The organism is Enterobacter sp. BNK-13 (assembly GCF_048685015.1).
GTDB classification, from domain to species: Bacteria; Pseudomonadota; Gammaproteobacteria; order Enterobacterales; family Enterobacteriaceae; genus Enterobacter; species Enterobacter quasiroggenkampii.
In genome coordinates this window covers 4051434-4069881 of sequence record NZ_JBLQTP010000001.1, presented here as the reverse complement: position 1 = coordinate 4069881, position 18448 = coordinate 4051434, and the positions used below count along the sequence as shown (strand labels likewise).

Sequence of the window (18448 nt, the reverse complement as noted above, 5' to 3'; positions counted from 1 at the left end):
TGCATGGTTCTGTGTTTTGTCTGCCAAAAGGGTTTTGTATGTCTGCTGCTCATCTCGGTTTCCCGACGGAAACCGTTGTTGTCTTTGTGGTGATGGCCGTTGGGGCGATGTTTATCGACCTCTTTATGCACCGTCACGACAAACCGATCTCGCTGAAAAGCGCCGCCATGTGGTCCATCTTCTGGGTCATGATGGCGATGGCCTTCGCCGGGTTCTTGTACGTTCACCACGGCGCCGAGATGGCGAGCCTGTTCCTTACCGGCTATGCGCTGGAAGAGGTGCTCTCCGTCGATAACCTGTTCGTGATGATGGCGATCTTCGCCTGGTTCGGCGTGCCGGATAAGTACCGTCACCGCGTGCTCTACTGGGGCGTACTGGGAGCGATTGTTTTCCGCGGTATTTTCGTGGCTATCGGCACCAGTCTGTTAAGCCTGGGGCCCTACGTCGAAGTGATTTTCGCGCTGGTCGTCGGCTGGACGGCGGTGATGATGCTCAGACGTAATGAAGAGAGTGACGAAGTGGAAGATTACTCGGGTCATCTCGCCTATCGCCTGGTAAAACGCTTCTATCCGGTCTGGCCGAAAATCAGCAGCAATGCCTTTATTCTGACGCAGAAAGAGGTGGATGCGGAGCTTGAAAAGCCGGAAAACCAGGACGTGATGGTCGGACGCGTGAAGAAGGCGAAGCGCTATGCGACGCCGCTATTGCTGTGCGTGGCCGTGGTCGAACTCTCTGACGTGATGTTCGCGTTTGACTCCGTGCCGGCCATTATTGCCGTGAGCCGTGAGCCGCTGATTATCTACAGCGCCATGATGTTCGCTATTCTCGGTCTGCGTACGCTTTACTTCGTGCTGGAAGCGCTGAAGCAGTATCTGGTGCACCTCGAGAAAGCCGTGGTGCTGCTGCTGTTCTTCGTGGCGTTTAAGCTGGGGTTAAATGCCACCGATCACTTCTGGCATCACGGGTACAGCATTGGCGCGACGGCCAGCCTGTTTGTGGTATTGGGCGTGCTGGCGCTGGGAATTATTGCGAGCGTGATGTTCCCGGGGAAACGTGAGGCCTGATGTTCCGCCCGGTGGCGCTTCGCTTACCGGGCCTACAGTTTGGTTTTCTCCCTCTCCCTGTGGGAGAGGGCTAGGGTGAGGGCACCAGACCGCACCTAACCCTTAATCGGTGAATTCCGGCGCTTGCGCGGCGGGTGGAAGTGCCGCCAGTGCGGATCCTGCGCCGCCGCCAGCAGCTCGTGATCGCCGCGGGTGTCTCCCCAGGCGCGCAGGTGATAGGCGTTCAGATCGCCATACACTTTTTCCAGCCTGGCCACCTTCTGGGCGCAGCGGCAGTTGTGGCCCGTGATGCGCCCCGTCAGCTTGCCGTTTTTCACTTCCAGCTGCGTGCCAATCAGCTTGATGCCCAGTTTGTCAGCCCACGGCTGAAGCACCAGTGCCGGAGACGCGGAACAGATGGTCACCTCCGCACCGGAATTCACCTCGGCCGCCACGGCCAGAACCCCTTCGGGGCGCATCAGCTTGTTCCAGTATTTTTCGCAAAACGCTTCCGCCTGCTGGCGCAACCAGTGTTCATCCACGCCCGTCAGGAACGTTTTAATCAGCACTTCCTTCAACTCATCGCGCGTCAGCTTGCGACGCACGCAGTGGAGCGTGGGCAGCGCCATGCGCACCAGACGGCCCGCGAAGTAACGTTTCCCGAAGGCAAAGCGCAGGAAAGGGATAAAGCTGTCGTGGTGCGTTAACGTCCCATCAAAGTCAAAGACAGAGAGCACGCTGGACTTCGCCACCGTCTCGTCGGCAATCATATTGGTCATAAATACGTCTTAGCTGAAATACACATTCTGTGGATCAGTTTACCTGCTTTACCAGGACAGTCCTTACATCACCACCATTTTTTTCTCGATCTTGCGATCTCAAAGTGAGTCCAATTTTGGCCTCGATAAGAATTGGTGAAAAAACAATCTGTCTATATTATCGCCACATCGCACGATATTTAGGGGAACCCTTTGGCCCCCACAGGTAAGGAAAAACTCACTCACTACCTCTTTCTTGATATGACTCTTAGATCGTTTATTTCAATCCTTACGTTAAGTTTTGCGTCGTTTTCTGCATTCAGTTTTCAACTTCCCGCGTCGATGTTATCGATGAACCATGAACTGGCAGTCTCGCCAGCGAAATCTGCGCTGATGCAACAGGATACGGGCCCGCTGCGCTCGCGCATGCTCGATCAATACCAAAAGTGGAAGGGAACCCAGTATCAGTGGGGCGGAACCACGCACCGCGGGGTGGATTGCTCCGCGCTCATGCAGCACCTGTTCAGCGATGCGGCGCATCTTAACTTACCGCGCACGACCGGCGAGCAGATCCACCGCGGGGTGCAGGTGACGCAATATCGCCTGAGGCCCGGAGATCTGGTGTTCTTCCAGACGGGGCCGAACCGCAGGCATGTCGGCGTTTATATTGGCAATAGCCAGTTCATTCATGCCTCAAGCAGCCAGGGCGTCACGGTCTCAACCCTGACGGATGCTTACTGGCAGGCGCACTACATTACTGCCCGTCGGGTTGCAGGCAGTGCAGCCTGACAGCCTCAGATGATGTCATCCACGACGCCGCCATCAACGCGCAGCGCCGCGCCCGAGGTGGCGGAAGCCTGGGGCGAACAGACATAAATCACCATATTGGCCACCTCTTCAACCGTGGCCGCGCGCTGTATCACCGAGCTGGGGCGGTTGGCCATCACAAACTCTTTCGCCAGTTGCTCCAGCGACTTACCGGTTTTTTCGATTTCATCCTTCATCATCTCTGCGAAACCGTCCGACATCGTTGGCCCCGGCAAGACGCTGTTGACCGTCACGCCGCTTCCCGCCACGAACTTCGCCAGCCCGCGCGCCAGCGAGAGCTGCGCCGTTTTGGTCACCCCGTAGTGGATCATATCCGCCGGGATATTGCAGGCCGACTCGGAGGAGATAAACACCACCCGCCCCCAGCATTTTTGCACCATGCCTGGCAGCAGGGCGCGGGACAGACGCACGCCGGACATCACGTTGGTCTGCCAGTAACGCTCCCAGGTTTCATCGTCGGTGGAATAGAAATCCTGCGGGCCGTAAATCCCGGCGTTGTTAACCAGAATGTCGACGTTATTCGCCACCTTCAGCAGCGACTCGACCCCTTCCGCCGTGCTGAGATCGGCAATCGCGGCGCGCACCTGGACGCCCGGCACCACCTGCTGCAGCTGCTGAATGCCTTTATTCACCGATTCCGTGCTGCGGCCATTGACGATCACCTCGGCACCGCTTTCTGCCAGCCCTCTGGCGATGGCGAACCCGATCCCGCCGGTTGAGGCGGTCACCAGCGCCACTTTCCCCGTAAAATCGATTTTCATCATCCGCTCCTTATCGTTTTAACGTTCGGACCTTAAAGCGTAGCAGGTGAGGATGACGGCTCCTGGCTAAAAAGGCGCAGCAGCGTCTCCACCTGCTCGTCAAGCGGAGCGAGGGAGCGCTTAACAATCAGATGAAGCGGCGTCGCTCGGCGTGCACCGTGGCTCAGCGGCAGGCGTTTCAGGATGCCTTGATCCAGCTGAGTCTGGATGCGTTCCTCCGGCAGCCAGCCGTAGCCGACCTGAGAGAGGATGGCCTCAATGGCGGCATCGATGGTGGAGAAGGTCCATGACTCACCGGCCGCGCGCGCGGCGGGCTGGCTGTCCGCAATCTGAATGAGCGGCCACGGGCGTAGCATGTCATCGTTAAGCGGCGCGTCGAGGTCAAAGAGGGGGTGCTGATGGTGGGCCACGGCAATAAAGTCGATATTCATCAGCCATTCGCCGAGCCCGGTCATGTCCTGGCGGCGGGTGAGGACCATCACATCGGCTTCGTCGTTAATGGCGTCGTCCCGGGTGTTTTCCAGCACCTCGGTGAGTCGTACCTGGGTTTGCGGATACTGCTGCTGGAACTGGCGCAGAATGGCAAACAGGCGGCGGCGGGGGAAAATGGAATCCACCACCAGATCCAGGCGCGTGCGCATTCCGTTGCGAAGGGTCGCTGCGCGCGTCTCAACGTACGAAAAGGCTTTCAGCAGCGGTTTAACCTGGTTGAGCAGCAGTTCTCCTGCCGGCGTTAACACCGCCCGTCGTCCTTCCGGCACCAGGAGGGCCACGCCCAGCCGCTCCTGCAGCAGCGACAGGTTATAGCTCACGGAAGACTGGCTGCGGTGCGTTTCTTCCGCCGCTCGGGCAAAGCTGCCCGCCTCGACCACTTTCGCCAGTAAAGACCATTGTTCAAGCGTCGTCTTATGCATAATTTATCTAAAATTTGGATGAATTTGATTAAAACATAGCGTTATTCATTCATTTTTTGAAGGGGTACGATCGTCTCATCAAAACAAAGGAGACATCTTATGAACACCTTCGACAAACACGACTTAAGCGGCTTCGTTGGCAAACACCTTGTTTATACCTACGACAACGGCTGGAACTACGAGATTTACGTCAAAAATGAGACGACCCTGGATTACCGTATTCACAGCGGTCTGGTGGCAAACCGTTGGGTGAAAGATCAGCAGGCTTACATCGTGCGGGTAGGGGAGAGCATCTATAAAATTTCCTGGACCGAGCCAACCGGTACCGACGTCAGCCTGATTGTGAACCTGGGCGACAAACTGTTCCACGGCACCATCTTCTTCCCGCGCTGGGTCATGAACAACCCGGAAAAAACCGTCTGCTTCCAGAACGATCATATTCCACTGATGAACAGCTACCGTGATGCGGGCCCGGCGTATCCAACGGAAGTGATTGATGAATTTGCCACTATCACCTTTGTACGTGACTGCGGCGCCAATAACGAAAGCGTGATCGCCTGTGCGGCCAGTGAATTACCGAAAAACTTTCCAGATAACCTGTAATAAGCGCGACAATTAACTAAAAAGAAAAGTTCCCGGCTATTTCATATTATTTTGAAATGGCCGGGATTTTTTTTGTTTGTTGATGTATGGTTTAAATGATCCCATTTCAAAATGTTGCGGAAGATCACATCAAAAATATTTAATATTAAATTAACTTGTTGTTTTTCAATTGGCTGCTAGTTGTCTTATAGCGTTGTAAACGCTGTCTTAATTTTTCCCTAAGGAAAGAGAGATACTTTGATATAAGTTTATGGTTCGTTGAAATAAACGGGCCAGCATTTGGTTAATATCAAAAACGTGCCATTTTGATTGCAAGGAAATTAATAATGAGTGATTTTCTGCCTTTTTCGCGACCGTCGATGGGCGCTGAGGAAATTGCGGCGCTTCAGGACGTTTTGATGTCGGGCTGGATCACCACAGGGCCTAAGAATCAGGAACTTGAAGAGGCATTCTGTCAACTTACCGGGAATCAGCATGCGATTGCCGTCTGTTCCGCCACCGCGGGCATGCACGTTACGCTGATGGCGCTGGATATTGGCCCGGGCGATGAAGTCATTACCCCTTCCCAGACCTGGGTGTCCACGCTGAATATGATCGTATTGCTGGGCGCCACGCCAGTCATGATTGATGTGGATAAAGACACATTAATGGTGACGCCAGAAGCCGTTGAAGCCGCCATTACCCCGCGCACTAAAGCCATTATTCCCGTTCACTATGCCGGCGCGCCGTGTGAAATCGACGCTATCCATGCCATCGGTGAACGTCACGGTATTCCGGTGATTGAAGATGCGGCCCATGCCGCCGGAACGTATTACAAAAACCGTCACGTGGGCTGGAAAGGGACGGCAATTTTCTCGTTCCACGCCATTAAAAACATGACCTGCGCGGAAGGCGGCCTGGTGGTCACCGATAACGCGCGGCTGGCACAGCGGATCCGCAGTCTGAAATTCCATGGCCTGGGCGTAGACGCCTATGATCGCCAGACGCATGGCCGCGCGCCGCAGGCGGAAGTGATCGCGCCGGGCTATAAATACAACCTGGCGGACATCAACGCCGCGCTGGCGCTGGTGCAGTTAGGCAAACTGAAAGAGGCCAACAAACGCCGCCAGGAAATCGCTGAACGCTACCTGCGGGAGCTTGCCGATACGCCGTTCCAGCCGCTCACTATTCCGTCATGGCCGCACGTGCACGCCTGGCACCTGTTTATTATTCGCGTTGATGAAGCGCGCTGCGGGATCTCACGCGACAACCTGATGGCGGCGCTGAAAGAGAAAGGCATCGGTACCGGCCTCCATTTCCGCGCGGCCCACACGCAAAAATACTACCGCGAGCGTTTTCCTGATGTATCGCTCCCGAATTCTGAATGGAATAGCGCGCGTATTTGTTCTCTCCCTCTTTTCCCGGACATGACTCATGACGACACAACCCGCGTCATTACCGCACTCCATCAGCTTGCAGGACATTGATATGTTCAGTGCACCGCCTGTACAAAAAGTATCCGTGGTAATCCCGGTTTATAACGAGCAGGAGAGCCTGCCCGAACTGATCCGCCGTACAACGGCCGCCTGTGACACGATGGGCAAGGCCTACGAAATTCTGCTGGTGGATGATGGCAGTAGCGATAATTCCGCGCTGATGCTGACCGAAGCCGCGCAGATTGAAGGCAGCCACATCGTAGCCGTGTTGCTCAACCGTAACTACGGCCAGCACTCGGCGATTATGGCGGGGTTTAGCCACGTCACGGGCGATCTGATCATCACCCTGGACGCGGACCTGCAAAACCCGCCGGAAGAGATCCCGCGCCTGGTGGCCAAAGCCGACGAAGGCTATGACGTGGTCGGCACGGTCCGTCAGAACCGTCAGGACAGCCTGTTCCGTAAGCTGGCCTCGCGCACCATCAACCGTCTGATCCAGCGCACGACCGGTAAAGCGATGGGCGATTACGGCTGCATGCTGCGCGCCTACCGCCGCCATATTGTCGACGCCATGCTGCATTGCCATGAGCGCAGCACCTTCATTCCGATTCTGGCGAACACCTTTGCCCGTAAGGCAACGGAAATCCCGGTTCTGCACGCCGAGCGCGAGCACGGGGAATCGAAGTACAGCTTTATGCGTCTCATCAACCTGATGTATGACCTCATCACCTGCCTGACCACCACGCCGCTGCGTCTGCTGAGCGTTTTCGGCAGCATTATTGCGCTGGCGGGCTTTGCGATTTCTGTCCTGCTGGTGGTACTGCGCCTGGTCTTTGGCCCGCAGTGGGCGGCGGAAGGGGTCTTTATGCTCTTTGCCGTGCTGTTTATGTTCATCGGCGCCCAGTTTGTCGGGATGGGTCTCCTCGGTGAATACATTGGCCGTATCTATAACGATGTTCGCGCGCGTCCGCGCTACTTTATTCAACGTGTTGTCCGTCAGGAACACAAAGCATCTCAAGAGGAAATTCACCCATGAAAGCTGTTGTATTTGCCTATCACGATATGGGGTGCACGGGCACGCTGGCCCTGCTGGAAGCGGGCTATGACATTGCGGCAATCTTTACCCATCCGGACACGGCTGGAGAAAACAACTTTTTCGGCTCCGTAGCGCGTATCGCCGCCGAGCGCGGTATCCCGGTTTATGCGCCGGACGACGTCAACCACCCGCTGTGGGTGGATCGCATCCGCGCCCTCGCGCCTGACGTGATCTTCTCGTTCTACTATCGCAACCTGCTCTCTGACGAGATCTTAGGCCTGGCCGCGAAAGGTGCCTTTAATCTTCACGGTTCGCTGCTGCCTGCCTACCGTGGCCGCGCCCCGCTGAACTGGGTGCTGGTGAACGGTGAAACGGAAACGGGCGTGACGCTGCACCGCATGGTGCGCCGTGCGGATGCGGGCGCTATCGTGGCACAGCAGAAGGTCGCTATTGATGCGGACGATACCGCGCTGCAGCTGCATCAAAAGCTGAACGCGACGGCACAGACGCTGCTGCGTGATGCCCTTCCTGCCATCCTCAACGGCACCTTCAGCGAGACCGCACAGGACGAGAGCAAGGCAAGCTGCTTTGGCCGCCGCGCGCCGGAAGATGGTCGTCTGGACTGGAACAAACCAGCTCGCCAGCTGCACAACCTGGTGCGCGCCGTAACCGATCCGTGGCCGGGCGCCTACAGCTTTGCGGGCGTAAGCAAATTCATCGTCTGGAAATCCCGCGTGCGTGACGACATTCCGGCGGCAAAACCGGGCACCGTCGTCTCCGTCTCCCCGCTGATTGTGAGTTGCGGCGAGCAGGCACTGGAGATCGTTACCGGACAAACCGACAACGGCCTGTACGTTCAGGGCACACAGCTGGCGCAGTCGCTGGGCCTGGTGGCCGGGGCGCTGATCACCAGCGCACCGGTTGTTGCCATCAAACGCCGCACCCGCGTGCTGATCCTCGGCGTGAACGGCTTTATCGGTAACCACCTGACCGAACGTCTGCTTAAGGACGATAACTACGAGATTTACGGTCTGGATATCGGCTCTGATGCCATCAGCCGCTTCCTCGACAACCCGCGCTTCCACTTCGTGGAAGGGGACATCAGCATCCATTCCGAGTGGATTGAATACCACATTAAGAAATGCGACGTGGTGCTGCCGCTGGTCGCTATTGCCACGCCAATCGAGTACACCCGTAACCCGCTGCGCGTGTTTGAGCTGGACTTCGAAGAGAACCTGAAGATCATCCGCGACTGCGTGAAATACGACAAGCGCATCATCTTCCCGTCCACCTCTGAAGTGTACGGCATGTGTACCGATAAGAACTTCGATGAAGACACCTCCAACCTGGTGGTCGGGCCGATCAACAAACAGCGCTGGATTTACTCCGTCTCCAAACAGCTGCTGGACCGCGTGATTTGGGCCTACGGTGAGAAAGAGGGCCTGCGCTTTACCCTGTTCCGTCCGTTCAACTGGATGGGGCCACGTCTGGACAACCTGAACGCGGCGCGTATCGGCAGCTCCCGTGCGATCACCCAGCTGATCCTGAACCTGGTAGAAGGCTCGCCAATTAAGCTTATCGAAGGCGGGAAACAAAAACGCTGCTTTACGGATATCAGCGACGGTATCGAAGCGCTGTTCCGCATCATCGAAAACAAAGATAACCGCTGCAACGGTGAAATCATCAACATCGGTAACCCGGACAACGAAGCGAGCATTCGCGAACTGGCCGAGATGCTGCTGGCCAGCTTTGAGCGTCATCCGCTGCGCGTTAAATTCCCGCCGTTTGCCGGCTTCCGCGAAGTGGAAAGCAGCAGCTACTACGGAAAAGGGTATCAGGACGTTGAGCACCGTAAGCCAAGCATTCGCAATGCGAAGCGCTGCCTGAACTGGACGCCGACCGTGAAGATGGAACAGACCATTGATGAGACGCTTGATTTCTTCCTGCGCACCGTGGAGCTGTCGGAACAGGTCTCATGAAAAAAGTCGGTTTACGCATTGATGTCGACACCTTCAGGGGAACGCGTGACGGCGTACCCAAACTGCTGGAACTGCTGAGCAAACACGGTGTGCGCGCCAGCATTTTCTTCAGCGTGGGGCCTGACAACATGGGACGCCATTTATGGCGTCTGGTTAAACCGGCATTTCTGTACAAAATGCTGCGCTCGCGCGCAGCATCCCTCTACGGCTGGGATATTTTGCTGGCCGGCACCGCCTGGCCCGGCAGACGCATCGGCGCGGGTAATGAAGCGGTTATCCGCGAGGCGGCGCAGCATCATGAGGTGGGTCTGCACGCCTGGGATCACCATGCCTGGCAAGCCTGGGCGGGCGTCTGGGATATCCCGCGCCTGTCTCGTGAGGTCGAGCGTGGGATGCTGGAGCTGGAGGCCATTATCGGTCAGCCCGTGCGCTGCTCCGCCGTGGCGGGATGGCGTGCGGATCAGCGCGTCGTGAAGGCCAAAGAGGCCTTCGCGTTTCGCTACAACAGCGATTGCCGCGGAACCGGGCCCTTTTTGCCGCTGTTAGGCGAAAATCGCTACGGTACGGTGCAAATTCCGGTCACGCTTCCCACCTGGGATGAAGTGGTTGGACGCGAGGTTAAGGCGGATGAGTTCAATCGCTACATTCTGGACCGCATTCATCGTGACGCCGGTACGCCGGTGTATACCATCCATGCCGAAGTGGAAGGGATTGCGTATCAGCATGATTTCGACGAACTGCTGACGATGGCCGCTCAGGAGGGCATCGAATTCTGCCCGTTGAGCGAGCTGCTGCCAGACGACCTCAGCACCCTGCCCGTGGGAAAAGTGGTCCGTAATGAACTGGCTGGCCGGGAAGGCTGGCTTGGTTATCAACAAACCGTGAGTCCGGTCCCATGAAAACAGCCCGTTATGGCTTAGCGCTTCTCGCACTGTTTATCGTTTACTACCTCATTCCGGTCGATATCCGCCTGCTTTGGCAGCCTGATGAAACGCGCTATGCGGAAATCAGCCGCGAAATGCTGGCCTCCGGAGATTGGGTTGTCCCGCATTTCCTGGGGCTGCGTTACTTTGAAAAGCCAATTGCTGGCTACTGGATCAACAGCATCGGGCAGATGCTGTTCGGGCACACGAACCTCGCCGTGCGCGCCGGGTCCATCTTCTCCACCGGTTTAGCCGCGCTGCTGGTTATCTGGATGGCCTGGCGTCTCTGGCGGGATAAGCGCACAGCCATTTTCTCTGGCCTGATCTTCCTGACCCTGTTCCTGGTGTATGGCATCGGCACGTATGCGGTGCTGGATCCTATCATCACCCTGTGGCTGGTGGCGGCGATGTGCAGCTTCTGGCTGGCGTCACAGGCCCAAACCGTTGCCGGAAAAGCGGGCGGCTATGTGCTGCTTGGGCTGGCCTGCGGGATGGGGGTGATGACCAAAGGCTTCCTGGCACTGGCGGTACCGGTGATTGGCGTGCTGCCGTGGGTGATCGCCCAGAAGCGCTGGAAAGAGGTGCTGATTTTTGGCTGGCTCGCGATCCTGAGCTGCGTGCTGATTGTTCTGCCATGGGGGCTGGCTATTGCGCAGCGTGAGCCTGACTTCTGGCGTTACTTCTTCTGGGTGGAGCATATTCAGCGTTTCGCCCAGAGCGACGCGCAGCACAAAGCCCCGTTCTGGTACTACATACCGTTCCTGATTGCGGGTAGCCTGCCGTGGCTGGCACTGCTGCCCGGCGCGTTTCGTCTCGGCTGGAATGACCGACAAAACGCGGGCGGCGGGTTCTATCTGCTGGGATGGGTGGTGATGCCGCTGCTGTTCTTCAGCATCGCCAAAGGCAAGTTGCCGACCTACATCCTGCCGTGCTTTGCCCCGCTGGCGATCCTGATGGCGCGCTATGCCTGCCTCGCGGCGGAGAAAGGCGCCAGAGCGTTGCGCATTAACGGCGGGATTAACCTGGCGTTTGGCGTTATCGGCGTGGTGGCGGCGCTGGTGGTCTCCCCGTGGGGACTGTCTAAGCATCCGGTCTGGACCTCGGTCGAACTGTATAAAGTGTTCTGCGCGGTGGTCGCGTTCCTCATCTGGGCCGCGGTAGGCTGGTTTACGTTCAGGCAGAGTCAGCAGCGCTGGTGGCTGGCGGCGTTCTGCCCTGCGGGCCTGGCGCTGCTGATTGGTTTTGCCATTCCTAACCTGGTGGTGGATTCCAAACAGCCGCAGTCGCTGGTCGACACCGTGCGCGAGCCGCTTCAGGACAGCCGTTACGTGCTGGCCAATAACGTGGGCGTGGCCGCTGGCCTGGCGTGGGAGCTGAAGCGCAATGACATCACGCTGTATGGTCAGAGTGGCGAACTGCGCTACGGGCTGGATTATCCTGATGTGAAAGATCGTTTTGTCGGTAAAGATGACTTCGCGCAGTGGCTGGCAGAGCACCGTCAGCAGGGACGCGTATCGCTGGTTATCCTGCTGTCAAAACGCGATGACCTTTCGCGGGCTAATCTGCCAGAACCGGACAGCCTGTATATCCAGGGCCGTCTGGCCTACCTGCAGTATCTTCCGAAGTGATGACCTGGATCTGGCTGGTACTGGCAAGCCTGCTCAGCTGTGCAGGACAGCTGTGCCAGAAACAGGCTACCCGTCCGGCGAAAGCCGGGCGGCGTGGCGTGCATATCGCGCTGTGGCTTGGCCTGGCTCTGCTGGCGCTGGGCAGCGGGATGCTGGTCTGGCTGGTGGTGCTGCAGCGCCTGCCTGTCGGCATTGCCTACCCTATGCTGAGCCTCAATTTTGTCTGGGTGACGCTGGCGGCGAAGGTATTCTGGCGTGAAACCGTCGCATCGCATCACTGGCTGGGGGTAGGGTTGATCATCATTGGGATTGTTATCCTGGGAGGAAGCCTGTGAAAGGGGCGTTCTGGGCCTTATGCAGCGTGCTGTTAGTCAGCGCCGCGCAGCTGTTGCTGCGCAGTGCGATGCAGTCACTGCCGCCGGTCAGCGATGTTCTGGCGCTTATTTCCGCGCTGTGGCACTTCTCATCCGGCACGGGGGCGCTGCTGCTGGGGTTGATGGGGTATGTGGCCTCGATGGGCTGCTGGTATCTGGCGCTGCATCGCATGGCGCTCAGCAAAGCGTATGCCTTGCTGAGTCTTAGCTATATCCTGGTGTGGGGCGCTGCGATCCTGCTGCCGGGTTGGGAAGAACGTTTCTCCTGGCACGGGCTGGTGGGGGTCGGGTTTATTATTCTGGGTGTGTTGACGATTTTTCGGCCAGCACGTCGTCAGCAGAATGGATCAGCCCGGCCCTGAGCTCAAAGGGCGTCGCGGTACAGACCGCAAGACTCAGCGAGTCTATCCGGCAGTGGCTGACTGAGTGAAATGCGCGGGCGGTACTGTCAATGCTAACCATTTGCCAGGCGTGACCGCCGCTCTGTTTAACGATCGCTTCTTTCCGCGTCCAGATGCGCCAGAACGCCGTAAGCTGGCTCTCTGGCGTTTCTTTTTCCAGCTCTTCATGCTCGGCGCCGCTGAAGACGGCATTGGCGAGCGTGTGCCAGTTATCCTGCGGGCGAATACGTTCCAGTGAACAGCCCACGTTACCTTCGTCACTGATAATTAACGCAATGTCATCATCCGCGTGGCTAAGGCTGAACCACAGCGGATAGTCGCCGGCAAAAAGGGGTTTCCCCTGTTCGTTGTGGATAATCTCCGGCAGTGACTTCGGGGCCAGCAGACGCGAAAGCAACCCGCGACCCGCCAGCCAGCGCGCACGCTGGGCGCCTTCGGGCGCGTGTCGGGAGAGTGCTTCAGCCCAGCGATTGGTGCTCAGCGAGGAGATTTTTCCCAGAAAAACCTGGTACATATAACGTCTGGCCTTCAGTCAAAACAGAGAGAGTCGCAAAGTTGCGCGGCGAAACCATTACTATAATCTATTGTCCCCGGTAATGGCTAACCAGACGAGAGTGCTTACCCAGGCAACCGGCTTTTTGGCCTCCCCGGCCCGAGCAGGATCGCCAGCTTGCTGCCGCCTTTAGTGGTTTCCATCCAGATCTTACACACGCTGGTCAGGGGGACCGACAGCAGCATGCCGACCGGGCCCAGCAGCCATCCCCAAATCAGTAAGGATAAAAATACGACCAGCGTCGACATGCCCAGCCGGTGCCCCATCATGCGTGGTTCGAGAATATTGCCCAGCACCATGTGCACGACGAGGAATAACGCGCCGACCAGCATACATTCGTAGAAACCGTTAAACAGAAACGCCTGAATCATCGGCGGCACGGCGGAAAGCACCGCGCCAATATTGGGCACGTAGTTGAGCAGAAACGCCAGTACGCCCCACATCAGCGCGAACTGCACGTCCATCAGCATCAGCCCCAGCCAGACAATCACCCCGGTCCAGACGCTCAGCAGCGTTTTCAGCGCCAGATATTTTGAGACCCCCTTCAGCGCCCGGTGTAATCCGGCAATGTGAATTTGGGGATTATTCAACGCAAAGCGCAGTTTATAGGGGACGTGGCGGACTTCAAACAGCATAAACACGACCGTCATGACCAGCAGCAGAATGCTGGCCATCGCGCCGGAAAGCCCCGTCATCAAGGTGGTGGCGTAGGTCATGACCTTCTCGGAGTCCATCCTGCGCAGCATCCGTTCGGGTGAGATATGCAGATTAAGGAAGGGCACCATCTCCTGGAGTGCGACGATCTTACGCGTCAGCTCTTTGTTGTACTGTGGCAGCATGGTGGAGAATTCGCTCAGCGATGCCGCCAGCACGCCGAAGAGCGCCGTCAGGGCAATCAGCATCACGATGACGACAATGGTGATGGCGACCGGACGGCTGACGCCCCGGCGAAGAAACCAGGTGACCAGAGGATTAAGCACAATGGCAAAAAAGAGCGCCAGCAGGAGCTGGACAATAATGTCAGCGGCAGCATGGATACCCGCAAGGATAACCACCAGACAGGCGAGCTTTAATAAGATGTGGAGTCCTGCTTTGTCGGACGGGTTAGCGATCATGCGTGTTCCTTAATATGATGACCCGGTAAGTGTAGTGCCCGGGCTTCGCTTCGTCTGGCACCGTTAATCTGAAAGTCGGTGCTGATTTTCTTATTGGGGCGTGGTAATAGTGAAACACTGTTGTAAAAAATCCAGGTAGAACCCCATGCCCGAACCTGCCGCTGAAACGGCACTGAGCGGACTGCGCCTCAATCTGCGCATCGTTTCCGTTGTTATTTTCAACTTTGCCAGCTATCTCACCATCGGCCTGCCGCTGGCGGTCCTGCCGGGCTATGTCCATGACGTGATGGGCTTCAGTGCCTTCTGGGCGGGGCTGGTGATTAGCCTGCAGTATTTCGCGACACTCCTGAGCCGACCGCATGCCGGTCGCTACGCGGACACGTTCGGTCCAAAAAGCATCGTGGTGGTGGGATTGTGCGGCTGCTTCCTCAGTGGCCTGAGCTACCTGCTGGCTGCCTCAGCCAGCCACTGGCCGTTGATCAGTCTGGCGCTCCTCTGCCTGGGCCGCGTCATCCTCGGCATCGGGCAAAGCCTGGCGGGAACCGGCTCGACGCTGTGGGGCGTGGGGGTTGTCGGTGCGCCGCACATTGGCCGGGTGATCTCCTGGAACGGGATTGTCACCTACGGTGCGATGGCGCTCGGTGCGCCGCTCGGCGTGGCCTGCTATGCGTTTGGCGGGCTGTATGGGCTGGCCGTCACCATCATGGCGGTCGCGCTGCTGGCGATTCTGTTTGCGCTGCCGCGCCCGAAAGTGAAGGCCAGCAAGGGCAAGCCGCTGCCGTTTCGGGCGGTGCTGGGGCGCGTCTGGCCGTACGGCATGGCGCTGGCGCTGGCGACCACCGGCTTCGGTGTGATCGCGACCTTCATTACCCTGTTCTATGACGCCAAAGGCTGGGACGGCGCGGCCTTTGCGTTAACCCTGTTCAGCTGTGCGTTTGTTGGCGCGCGCCTGCTTTTCCCTAACGGCATCAACCGTCTGGGTGGGCTGAACGTGGCGATGATCTGCTTTGCGATAGAGATTGTCGGGCTGCTGCTGACCGGAATAGCGATGGTGCCCTGGGTCGCGAAAGTGGGGGTCTTCCTCGCGGGAGCCGGTTTTTCACTGGTCTTCCCGGCGCTGGGCGTGGTGGCGGTTAAAGCCGTGCCGCCGCAGAATCAGGGCGCCGCGCTGGCGACCTATACGGTGTTTATGGATATGTCGTTAGGCATTACCGGCCCGCTGGCGGGGCTGGTGATGGCCTGGGCAGGCGTGCCGGTGATCTATCTTGCCGCAGCGGGTCTGGTGATCGTGGCCTTGCTTCTGACGTGGCGGCTAAAAAAATGGCCCCCGGTGCAGGCACCGGAGGCCACGTCATCATCGTGAAACGTTACTGGATCACGATGGTGTTAATGATGTTTTCAGCAGCCGTCTGCGCTTTCTGCTGATCTTCCGCTGGCAGGGTGATCTGCAGGGTCAGGAGTTTGTTATCGACCTTGCCCAGCACGACAGAGGAGTAAGCGGTCTGGCCTTTCGCAGAGATGATGCTGTCCAGCTGCTGCAGCTTATGGCCTTTCAGCTCGATGGATTTATTGGTCACGACCTGCAGCTGCGGGTCGCGGCCGCGCTGCTGATCTTCAAGACGTTTGGACAGGACGGCCAGATCTTCGCTGGTGTCGTCGCCCACAATCACAATGACCGCTTTCTGCCCGGTTGCGTCGGAGTAAACGTGCATGTTGTTCGCCTGAGTGCCCAGCTTGCCGCTCTGGTCAGTCATATCGGCTGGCAGAGAGAAGCTGAGTTTGCCATCCATCAGATTCACCGGCTGGCCGGTCGCATTGCTTTCTGCGGATGCGCCCTGAGCAGGCGTTTTCGTGTCGCTGTTATCACAGGCTGCAAGACCCACAACGAGCAGGCCAATCCCGACATATTTAACCAGATTGCGCATTGACTTCTTCCTTTCGATAAACGGCCATAACGGCTCATTCGTTCATCTTATCACAACTGATAAAGCGAACCCTTAACCTGCCTGCAATGCCGTGATTTCAGATTTATCTGCCAGCCTTTTCAGCAGCATATTCAGCAGCACGCCGTACATGGGCAGGAAGAAGACAATGCTGATGAGCACCTTAAAGCAGTAGTCCACCAGCGCGATTTCCATCCAGTGTTCGGCCATAAACGCATCCGGGCTACGCCAGAAGGCGATGAAGAAGAAGGCCAGCGTATCGCTCACGTTACCGAACAGCGTGGAGGCGGTGGGCGCCATCCACCAGCGATGATTCTGACGCAGGCGGTTAAACACGTGCACGTCCAGAATCTGCCCCAGCGCGTAGGCCATAAAGCTTGCTGCGGCGATACGGGCGACAAACAGGTTGAAGTGGGTTAACGCCTCAAAGCCCTGCCAGCTTCCCATATAAAACAGAGACGAAACCCCGTACGAGATGAACAGCGCCGGGAGCATGACCGCAAAAATAATGCGGCGAGCCAGCGGTGCGCCAAAGATACGCACGGTCAGATCGGTGGCGAGGAAAATAAACGGAAAACTGAACGCGCCCCAGGTGGTATGAAAACCAAAGATGGAGATAGGGAGCTGCACCAGATAGTTGCTGGAGGTGATCACCAGCAAATGGAAAAGCGAAAGCCAGAACAACGCTTTTACGCGCTGAGATTCAGAAAACTGCGTCATATTGTGACCTTTTTATACGTTGGGGTGAGGGAACCCAATAAAAACCGCAGCATGATACTGCTTTGGCAGGACATTGCAATGGTTAGTTTTTACGCAATCGTTAACCTGGTTTGCATTGATCGCAACCGGGCGTAAACTACAGCCGTTTTTACCTGACCGAGAAGATCATGACCGACCTGTTTTCCAGCCCAGACCACACCCTTGATGCCCAGGGCCTTCGCTGCCCGGAACCGGTAATGATGGTACGTAAAACCGTGCGCAACATGCAGACCGGTGAAACGCTGCTGATCATCGCCGACGACCCGGCCACGACCCGCGACATTCCCGGTTTTTGTACCTTTATGGAGCATGAGCTGGTGGCACAGCAGACTGAGGCGCTGCCGTACCGGTATTTGATTCGTAAGGGGTAGCCCTCACTTATTTGGGGGGAGGTTGAGGGTATCAGGCCGTACCCATCATAAATCATCATTCGTTTTGCGAGCCGCCTTCCAGAGCCTCTCTTGCCACCCGATCGGCAAAGCAGTATCTTCTTGCCGCGCCTGCAAAATCAGGCGCCAGGATTAGCCTCCTGCCTTACTTCTTCGGTGACACAAGTATTTTTGTGTCGCACGCTTAGCTACACTCCAACGGTGGGCCGAGCGGGGGCGTCGCAAGACGCGCCGGTATCCGAAGAGGCCGGTAAGGCTAACCCTGCTCGGTTCCGCCACCAGCGAGATTAGCCTCTCCAGTGGTGGATAAAAACTACTCTTTGGAGGCGGTCATATGACTACTACCCCTAACGTTTCTCACTCTTTATTCACTATTCCGTTCGATCGCACCACAGATTTCACCAAACTTGCAGACAACTGCGAGCGGTTTGTTGACTCAATGGTTGAATGCGAAGATCAGCCACAGAAGATGGCGCTGTGCGGGCGGCTTTCCGCCTGTCTGGCTCTTCTCCAGCCAACATTGCTTGAACCTGTTCCTGAATATTTAAAAGCGAGTTTAACGGTAGATGACCTGCCGCTGGACGTCCCTGCCTTCGAACCGGAAGTTGATCAGTTGGGAAGCTATTGCCAGCTATTAACACAGTTGCTGTTGGCTCGTTCACTTTCAGAGCGTGATGAAAGAGTGGCTGGAGATTTGTTGCAAGGCTTAGTTGGGCTGTATAGCGGTATGTTGAAAGCACCGCGCTGGTTGCGTACAAATGAAGGCATCTTGCCACTGTGAAAAAAGTCGGGTGGCGCTAACGCTTACCCGACCTACGGGACTAGAGCAGTTGTAGGCCGGGTAAGGCGAAGCCGCCACCCGGCAAGAATACGGCCTCTGCGGCCTGATACCCTCTCCCACGAGGCTGAGGGATCCCCAGTAATTTTGTAACCGGAAGCGATGAACGTTGCTTCAGTAAAATTAATCAGTTACAGCGGCGCCCTGGTCCGGCTGTAAATCGCCGAAGCGTTTCCGTAAGGCCGGGG

At 57.2% G+C, this 18448-nt stretch carries 20 protein-coding genes; 13 read left to right on the top strand and 7 right to left on the bottom strand.

The genetic code is table 11. The features are described from left to right. The first annotated feature begins 38 nt into the window (after nt 1–38). Nucleotides 39–1064: a TerC/Alx family metal homeostasis membrane protein gene (locus tag ACMGGQ_RS19695; RefSeq protein WP_023616134.1), complete on the top strand. Its 1026-nt coding sequence runs from the start codon at nt 39–41 to the stop codon at nt 1062–1064. 95 nt (nt 1065–1159) lie between these two features. On the opposite strand, the gene ACMGGQ_RS19690 is transcribed toward ACMGGQ_RS19695, so the two are convergent. Further along, entirely contained in the window at nt 1160–1822 is a 663-nt protein-coding gene (locus tag ACMGGQ_RS19690; protein ID WP_074180434.1) for an HAD family hydrolase, read from the bottom strand. A gap of 321 nt (nt 1823–2143) precedes the next feature. Here ACMGGQ_RS19690 and ACMGGQ_RS19685 point away from each other — a divergent pair, with 321 nt between their 5' ends. Then, on the top strand, nt 2144–2590 hold the full coding sequence (locus ACMGGQ_RS19685; protein WP_231597089.1) for an NlpC/P60 family protein: 447 nt from the start codon (nt 2144–2146) through the stop codon (nt 2588–2590). A gap of 5 nt (nt 2591–2595) precedes the next feature. On the opposite strand, the gene ACMGGQ_RS19680 is transcribed toward ACMGGQ_RS19685, so the two are convergent. Beyond that, nucleotides 2596–3390, bottom strand: coding sequence for an SDR family NAD(P)-dependent oxidoreductase (locus ACMGGQ_RS19680; protein WP_420290582.1), 795 nt, complete (start codon nt 3388–3390; stop codon nt 2596–2598). 32 nt (nt 3391–3422) lie between these two features. Further along, nucleotides 3423–4304, bottom strand: coding sequence for a LysR family transcriptional regulator (locus tag ACMGGQ_RS19675; protein ID WP_420290415.1), 882 nt, complete (start codon nt 4302–4304; stop codon nt 3423–3425). Between the two features lie 99 nt (nt 4305–4403). Here ACMGGQ_RS19675 and ACMGGQ_RS19670 point away from each other — a divergent pair, with 99 nt between their 5' ends. From ACMGGQ_RS19670 to arnF, 8 genes are all read left to right on the top strand, one after another. Beyond that, nucleotides 4404–4907, top strand: a complete 504-nt coding sequence (locus ACMGGQ_RS19670; RefSeq protein ID WP_008503103.1) for a phenolic acid decarboxylase — start codon at nt 4404–4406, stop codon at nt 4905–4907. A 326-nt stretch (nt 4908–5233) separates the two neighbouring features. After that, nucleotides 5234–6373 carry a UDP-4-amino-4-deoxy-L-arabinose aminotransferase gene (arnB, locus tag ACMGGQ_RS19665; protein WP_420290414.1) on the top strand — a complete coding sequence of 380 codons (1140 nt, stop codon included), beginning with the start codon at nt 5234–5236 and terminating at the stop codon, nt 6371–6373. Between the two features lies 1 nt (nt 6374). Continuing rightward, entirely contained in the window at nt 6375–7358 is a 984-nt protein-coding gene (gene arnC / locus ACMGGQ_RS19660) for an undecaprenyl-phosphate 4-deoxy-4-formamido-L-arabinose transferase (protein ID WP_048226320.1), read from the top strand. Continuing rightward, on the top strand, nt 7355–9337 hold the full coding sequence (gene arnA, locus ACMGGQ_RS19655; protein ID WP_420290413.1) for a bifunctional UDP-4-amino-4-deoxy-L-arabinose formyltransferase/UDP-glucuronic acid oxidase ArnA: 1983 nt from the start codon (nt 7355–7357) through the stop codon (nt 9335–9337). Before arnC ends, arnA begins: the two co-directional genes overlap by 4 nt. Continuing rightward, on the top strand, nt 9334–10236 hold the full coding sequence (gene arnD, locus ACMGGQ_RS19650; RefSeq protein WP_045909039.1) for a 4-deoxy-4-formamido-L-arabinose-phosphoundecaprenol deformylase: 903 nt from the start codon (nt 9334–9336) through the stop codon (nt 10234–10236). The genes arnA and arnD overlap by 4 nt, the downstream gene beginning before the upstream one ends. Beyond that, nucleotides 10233–11888, top strand: coding sequence for a lipid IV(A) 4-amino-4-deoxy-L-arabinosyltransferase (arnT, locus tag ACMGGQ_RS19645; protein WP_048226326.1), 1656 nt, complete (start codon nt 10233–10235; stop codon nt 11886–11888). The genes arnD and arnT overlap by 4 nt, the downstream gene beginning before the upstream one ends. Beyond that, on the top strand, nt 11888–12223 hold the full coding sequence (arnE, locus tag ACMGGQ_RS19640; RefSeq protein ID WP_048226328.1) for a 4-amino-4-deoxy-L-arabinose-phosphoundecaprenol flippase subunit ArnE: 336 nt from the start codon (nt 11888–11890) through the stop codon (nt 12221–12223). Before arnT ends, arnE begins: the two co-directional genes overlap by 1 nt. Further along, nucleotides 12220–12624 (top strand): 4-amino-4-deoxy-L-arabinose-phosphoundecaprenol flippase subunit ArnF, encoded by a 405-nt coding sequence (gene arnF / locus ACMGGQ_RS19635; RefSeq protein WP_126534889.1) that lies wholly within the window; start codon nt 12220–12222, stop codon nt 12622–12624. The genes arnE and arnF overlap by 4 nt, the downstream gene beginning before the upstream one ends. On the opposite strand, the gene acpT is transcribed toward arnF, so the two are convergent. Together acpT and ACMGGQ_RS19625 are read right to left on the bottom strand one after the other, a co-directional pair. Beyond that, on the bottom strand, nt 12557–13177 hold the full coding sequence (gene acpT / locus ACMGGQ_RS19630) for a 4'-phosphopantetheinyl transferase AcpT (RefSeq protein ID WP_063622753.1): 621 nt from the start codon (nt 13175–13177) through the stop codon (nt 12557–12559). The two genes, arnF and acpT, sit on opposite strands and share 68 nt — an antisense overlap. A 104-nt stretch (nt 13178–13281) precedes the next feature. Further along, nucleotides 13282–14331: an AI-2E family transporter gene (locus ACMGGQ_RS19625; protein WP_045909021.1), complete on the bottom strand. Its 1050-nt coding sequence runs from the start codon at nt 14329–14331 to the stop codon at nt 13282–13284. Between the two features lie 145 nt (nt 14332–14476). Here ACMGGQ_RS19625 and ACMGGQ_RS19620 point away from each other — a divergent pair, with 145 nt between their 5' ends. Next, nucleotides 14477–15694: an MFS transporter gene (locus tag ACMGGQ_RS19620; RefSeq protein ID WP_196365626.1), complete on the top strand. Its 1218-nt coding sequence runs from the start codon at nt 14477–14479 to the stop codon at nt 15692–15694. A 4-nt stretch (nt 15695–15698) separates the two neighbouring features. Here the strand turns inward: ACMGGQ_RS19620 and ACMGGQ_RS19615 are convergent, their stop codons facing one another. Beyond that, nucleotides 15699–16256 carry a DcrB family lipoprotein gene (locus ACMGGQ_RS19615; protein ID WP_008503073.1) on the bottom strand — a complete coding sequence of 186 codons (558 nt, stop codon included), beginning with the start codon at nt 16254–16256 and terminating at the stop codon, nt 15699–15701. Between the two features lie 72 nt (nt 16257–16328). Continuing rightward, entirely contained in the window at nt 16329–16994 is a 666-nt protein-coding gene (locus tag ACMGGQ_RS19610) for a 7-cyano-7-deazaguanine/7-aminomethyl-7-deazaguanine transporter (protein WP_008503072.1), read from the bottom strand. 167 nt (nt 16995–17161) lie between these two features. Here ACMGGQ_RS19610 and tusA point away from each other — a divergent pair, with 167 nt between their 5' ends. Both tusA and ACMGGQ_RS19600 read left to right on the top strand, forming a co-directional pair. Continuing rightward, a complete protein-coding gene (gene tusA, locus ACMGGQ_RS19605; protein ID WP_008503071.1) occupies nt 17162–17404 on the top strand; it encodes a sulfurtransferase TusA in 243 nt (80 codons plus the stop codon). A gap of 352 nt (nt 17405–17756) precedes the next feature. Beyond that, on the top strand, nt 17757–18203 hold the full coding sequence (locus ACMGGQ_RS19600; protein ID WP_048226335.1) for a hypothetical protein: 447 nt from the start codon (nt 17757–17759) through the stop codon (nt 18201–18203). Nucleotides 18204–18448 lie beyond the last annotated feature (245 nt).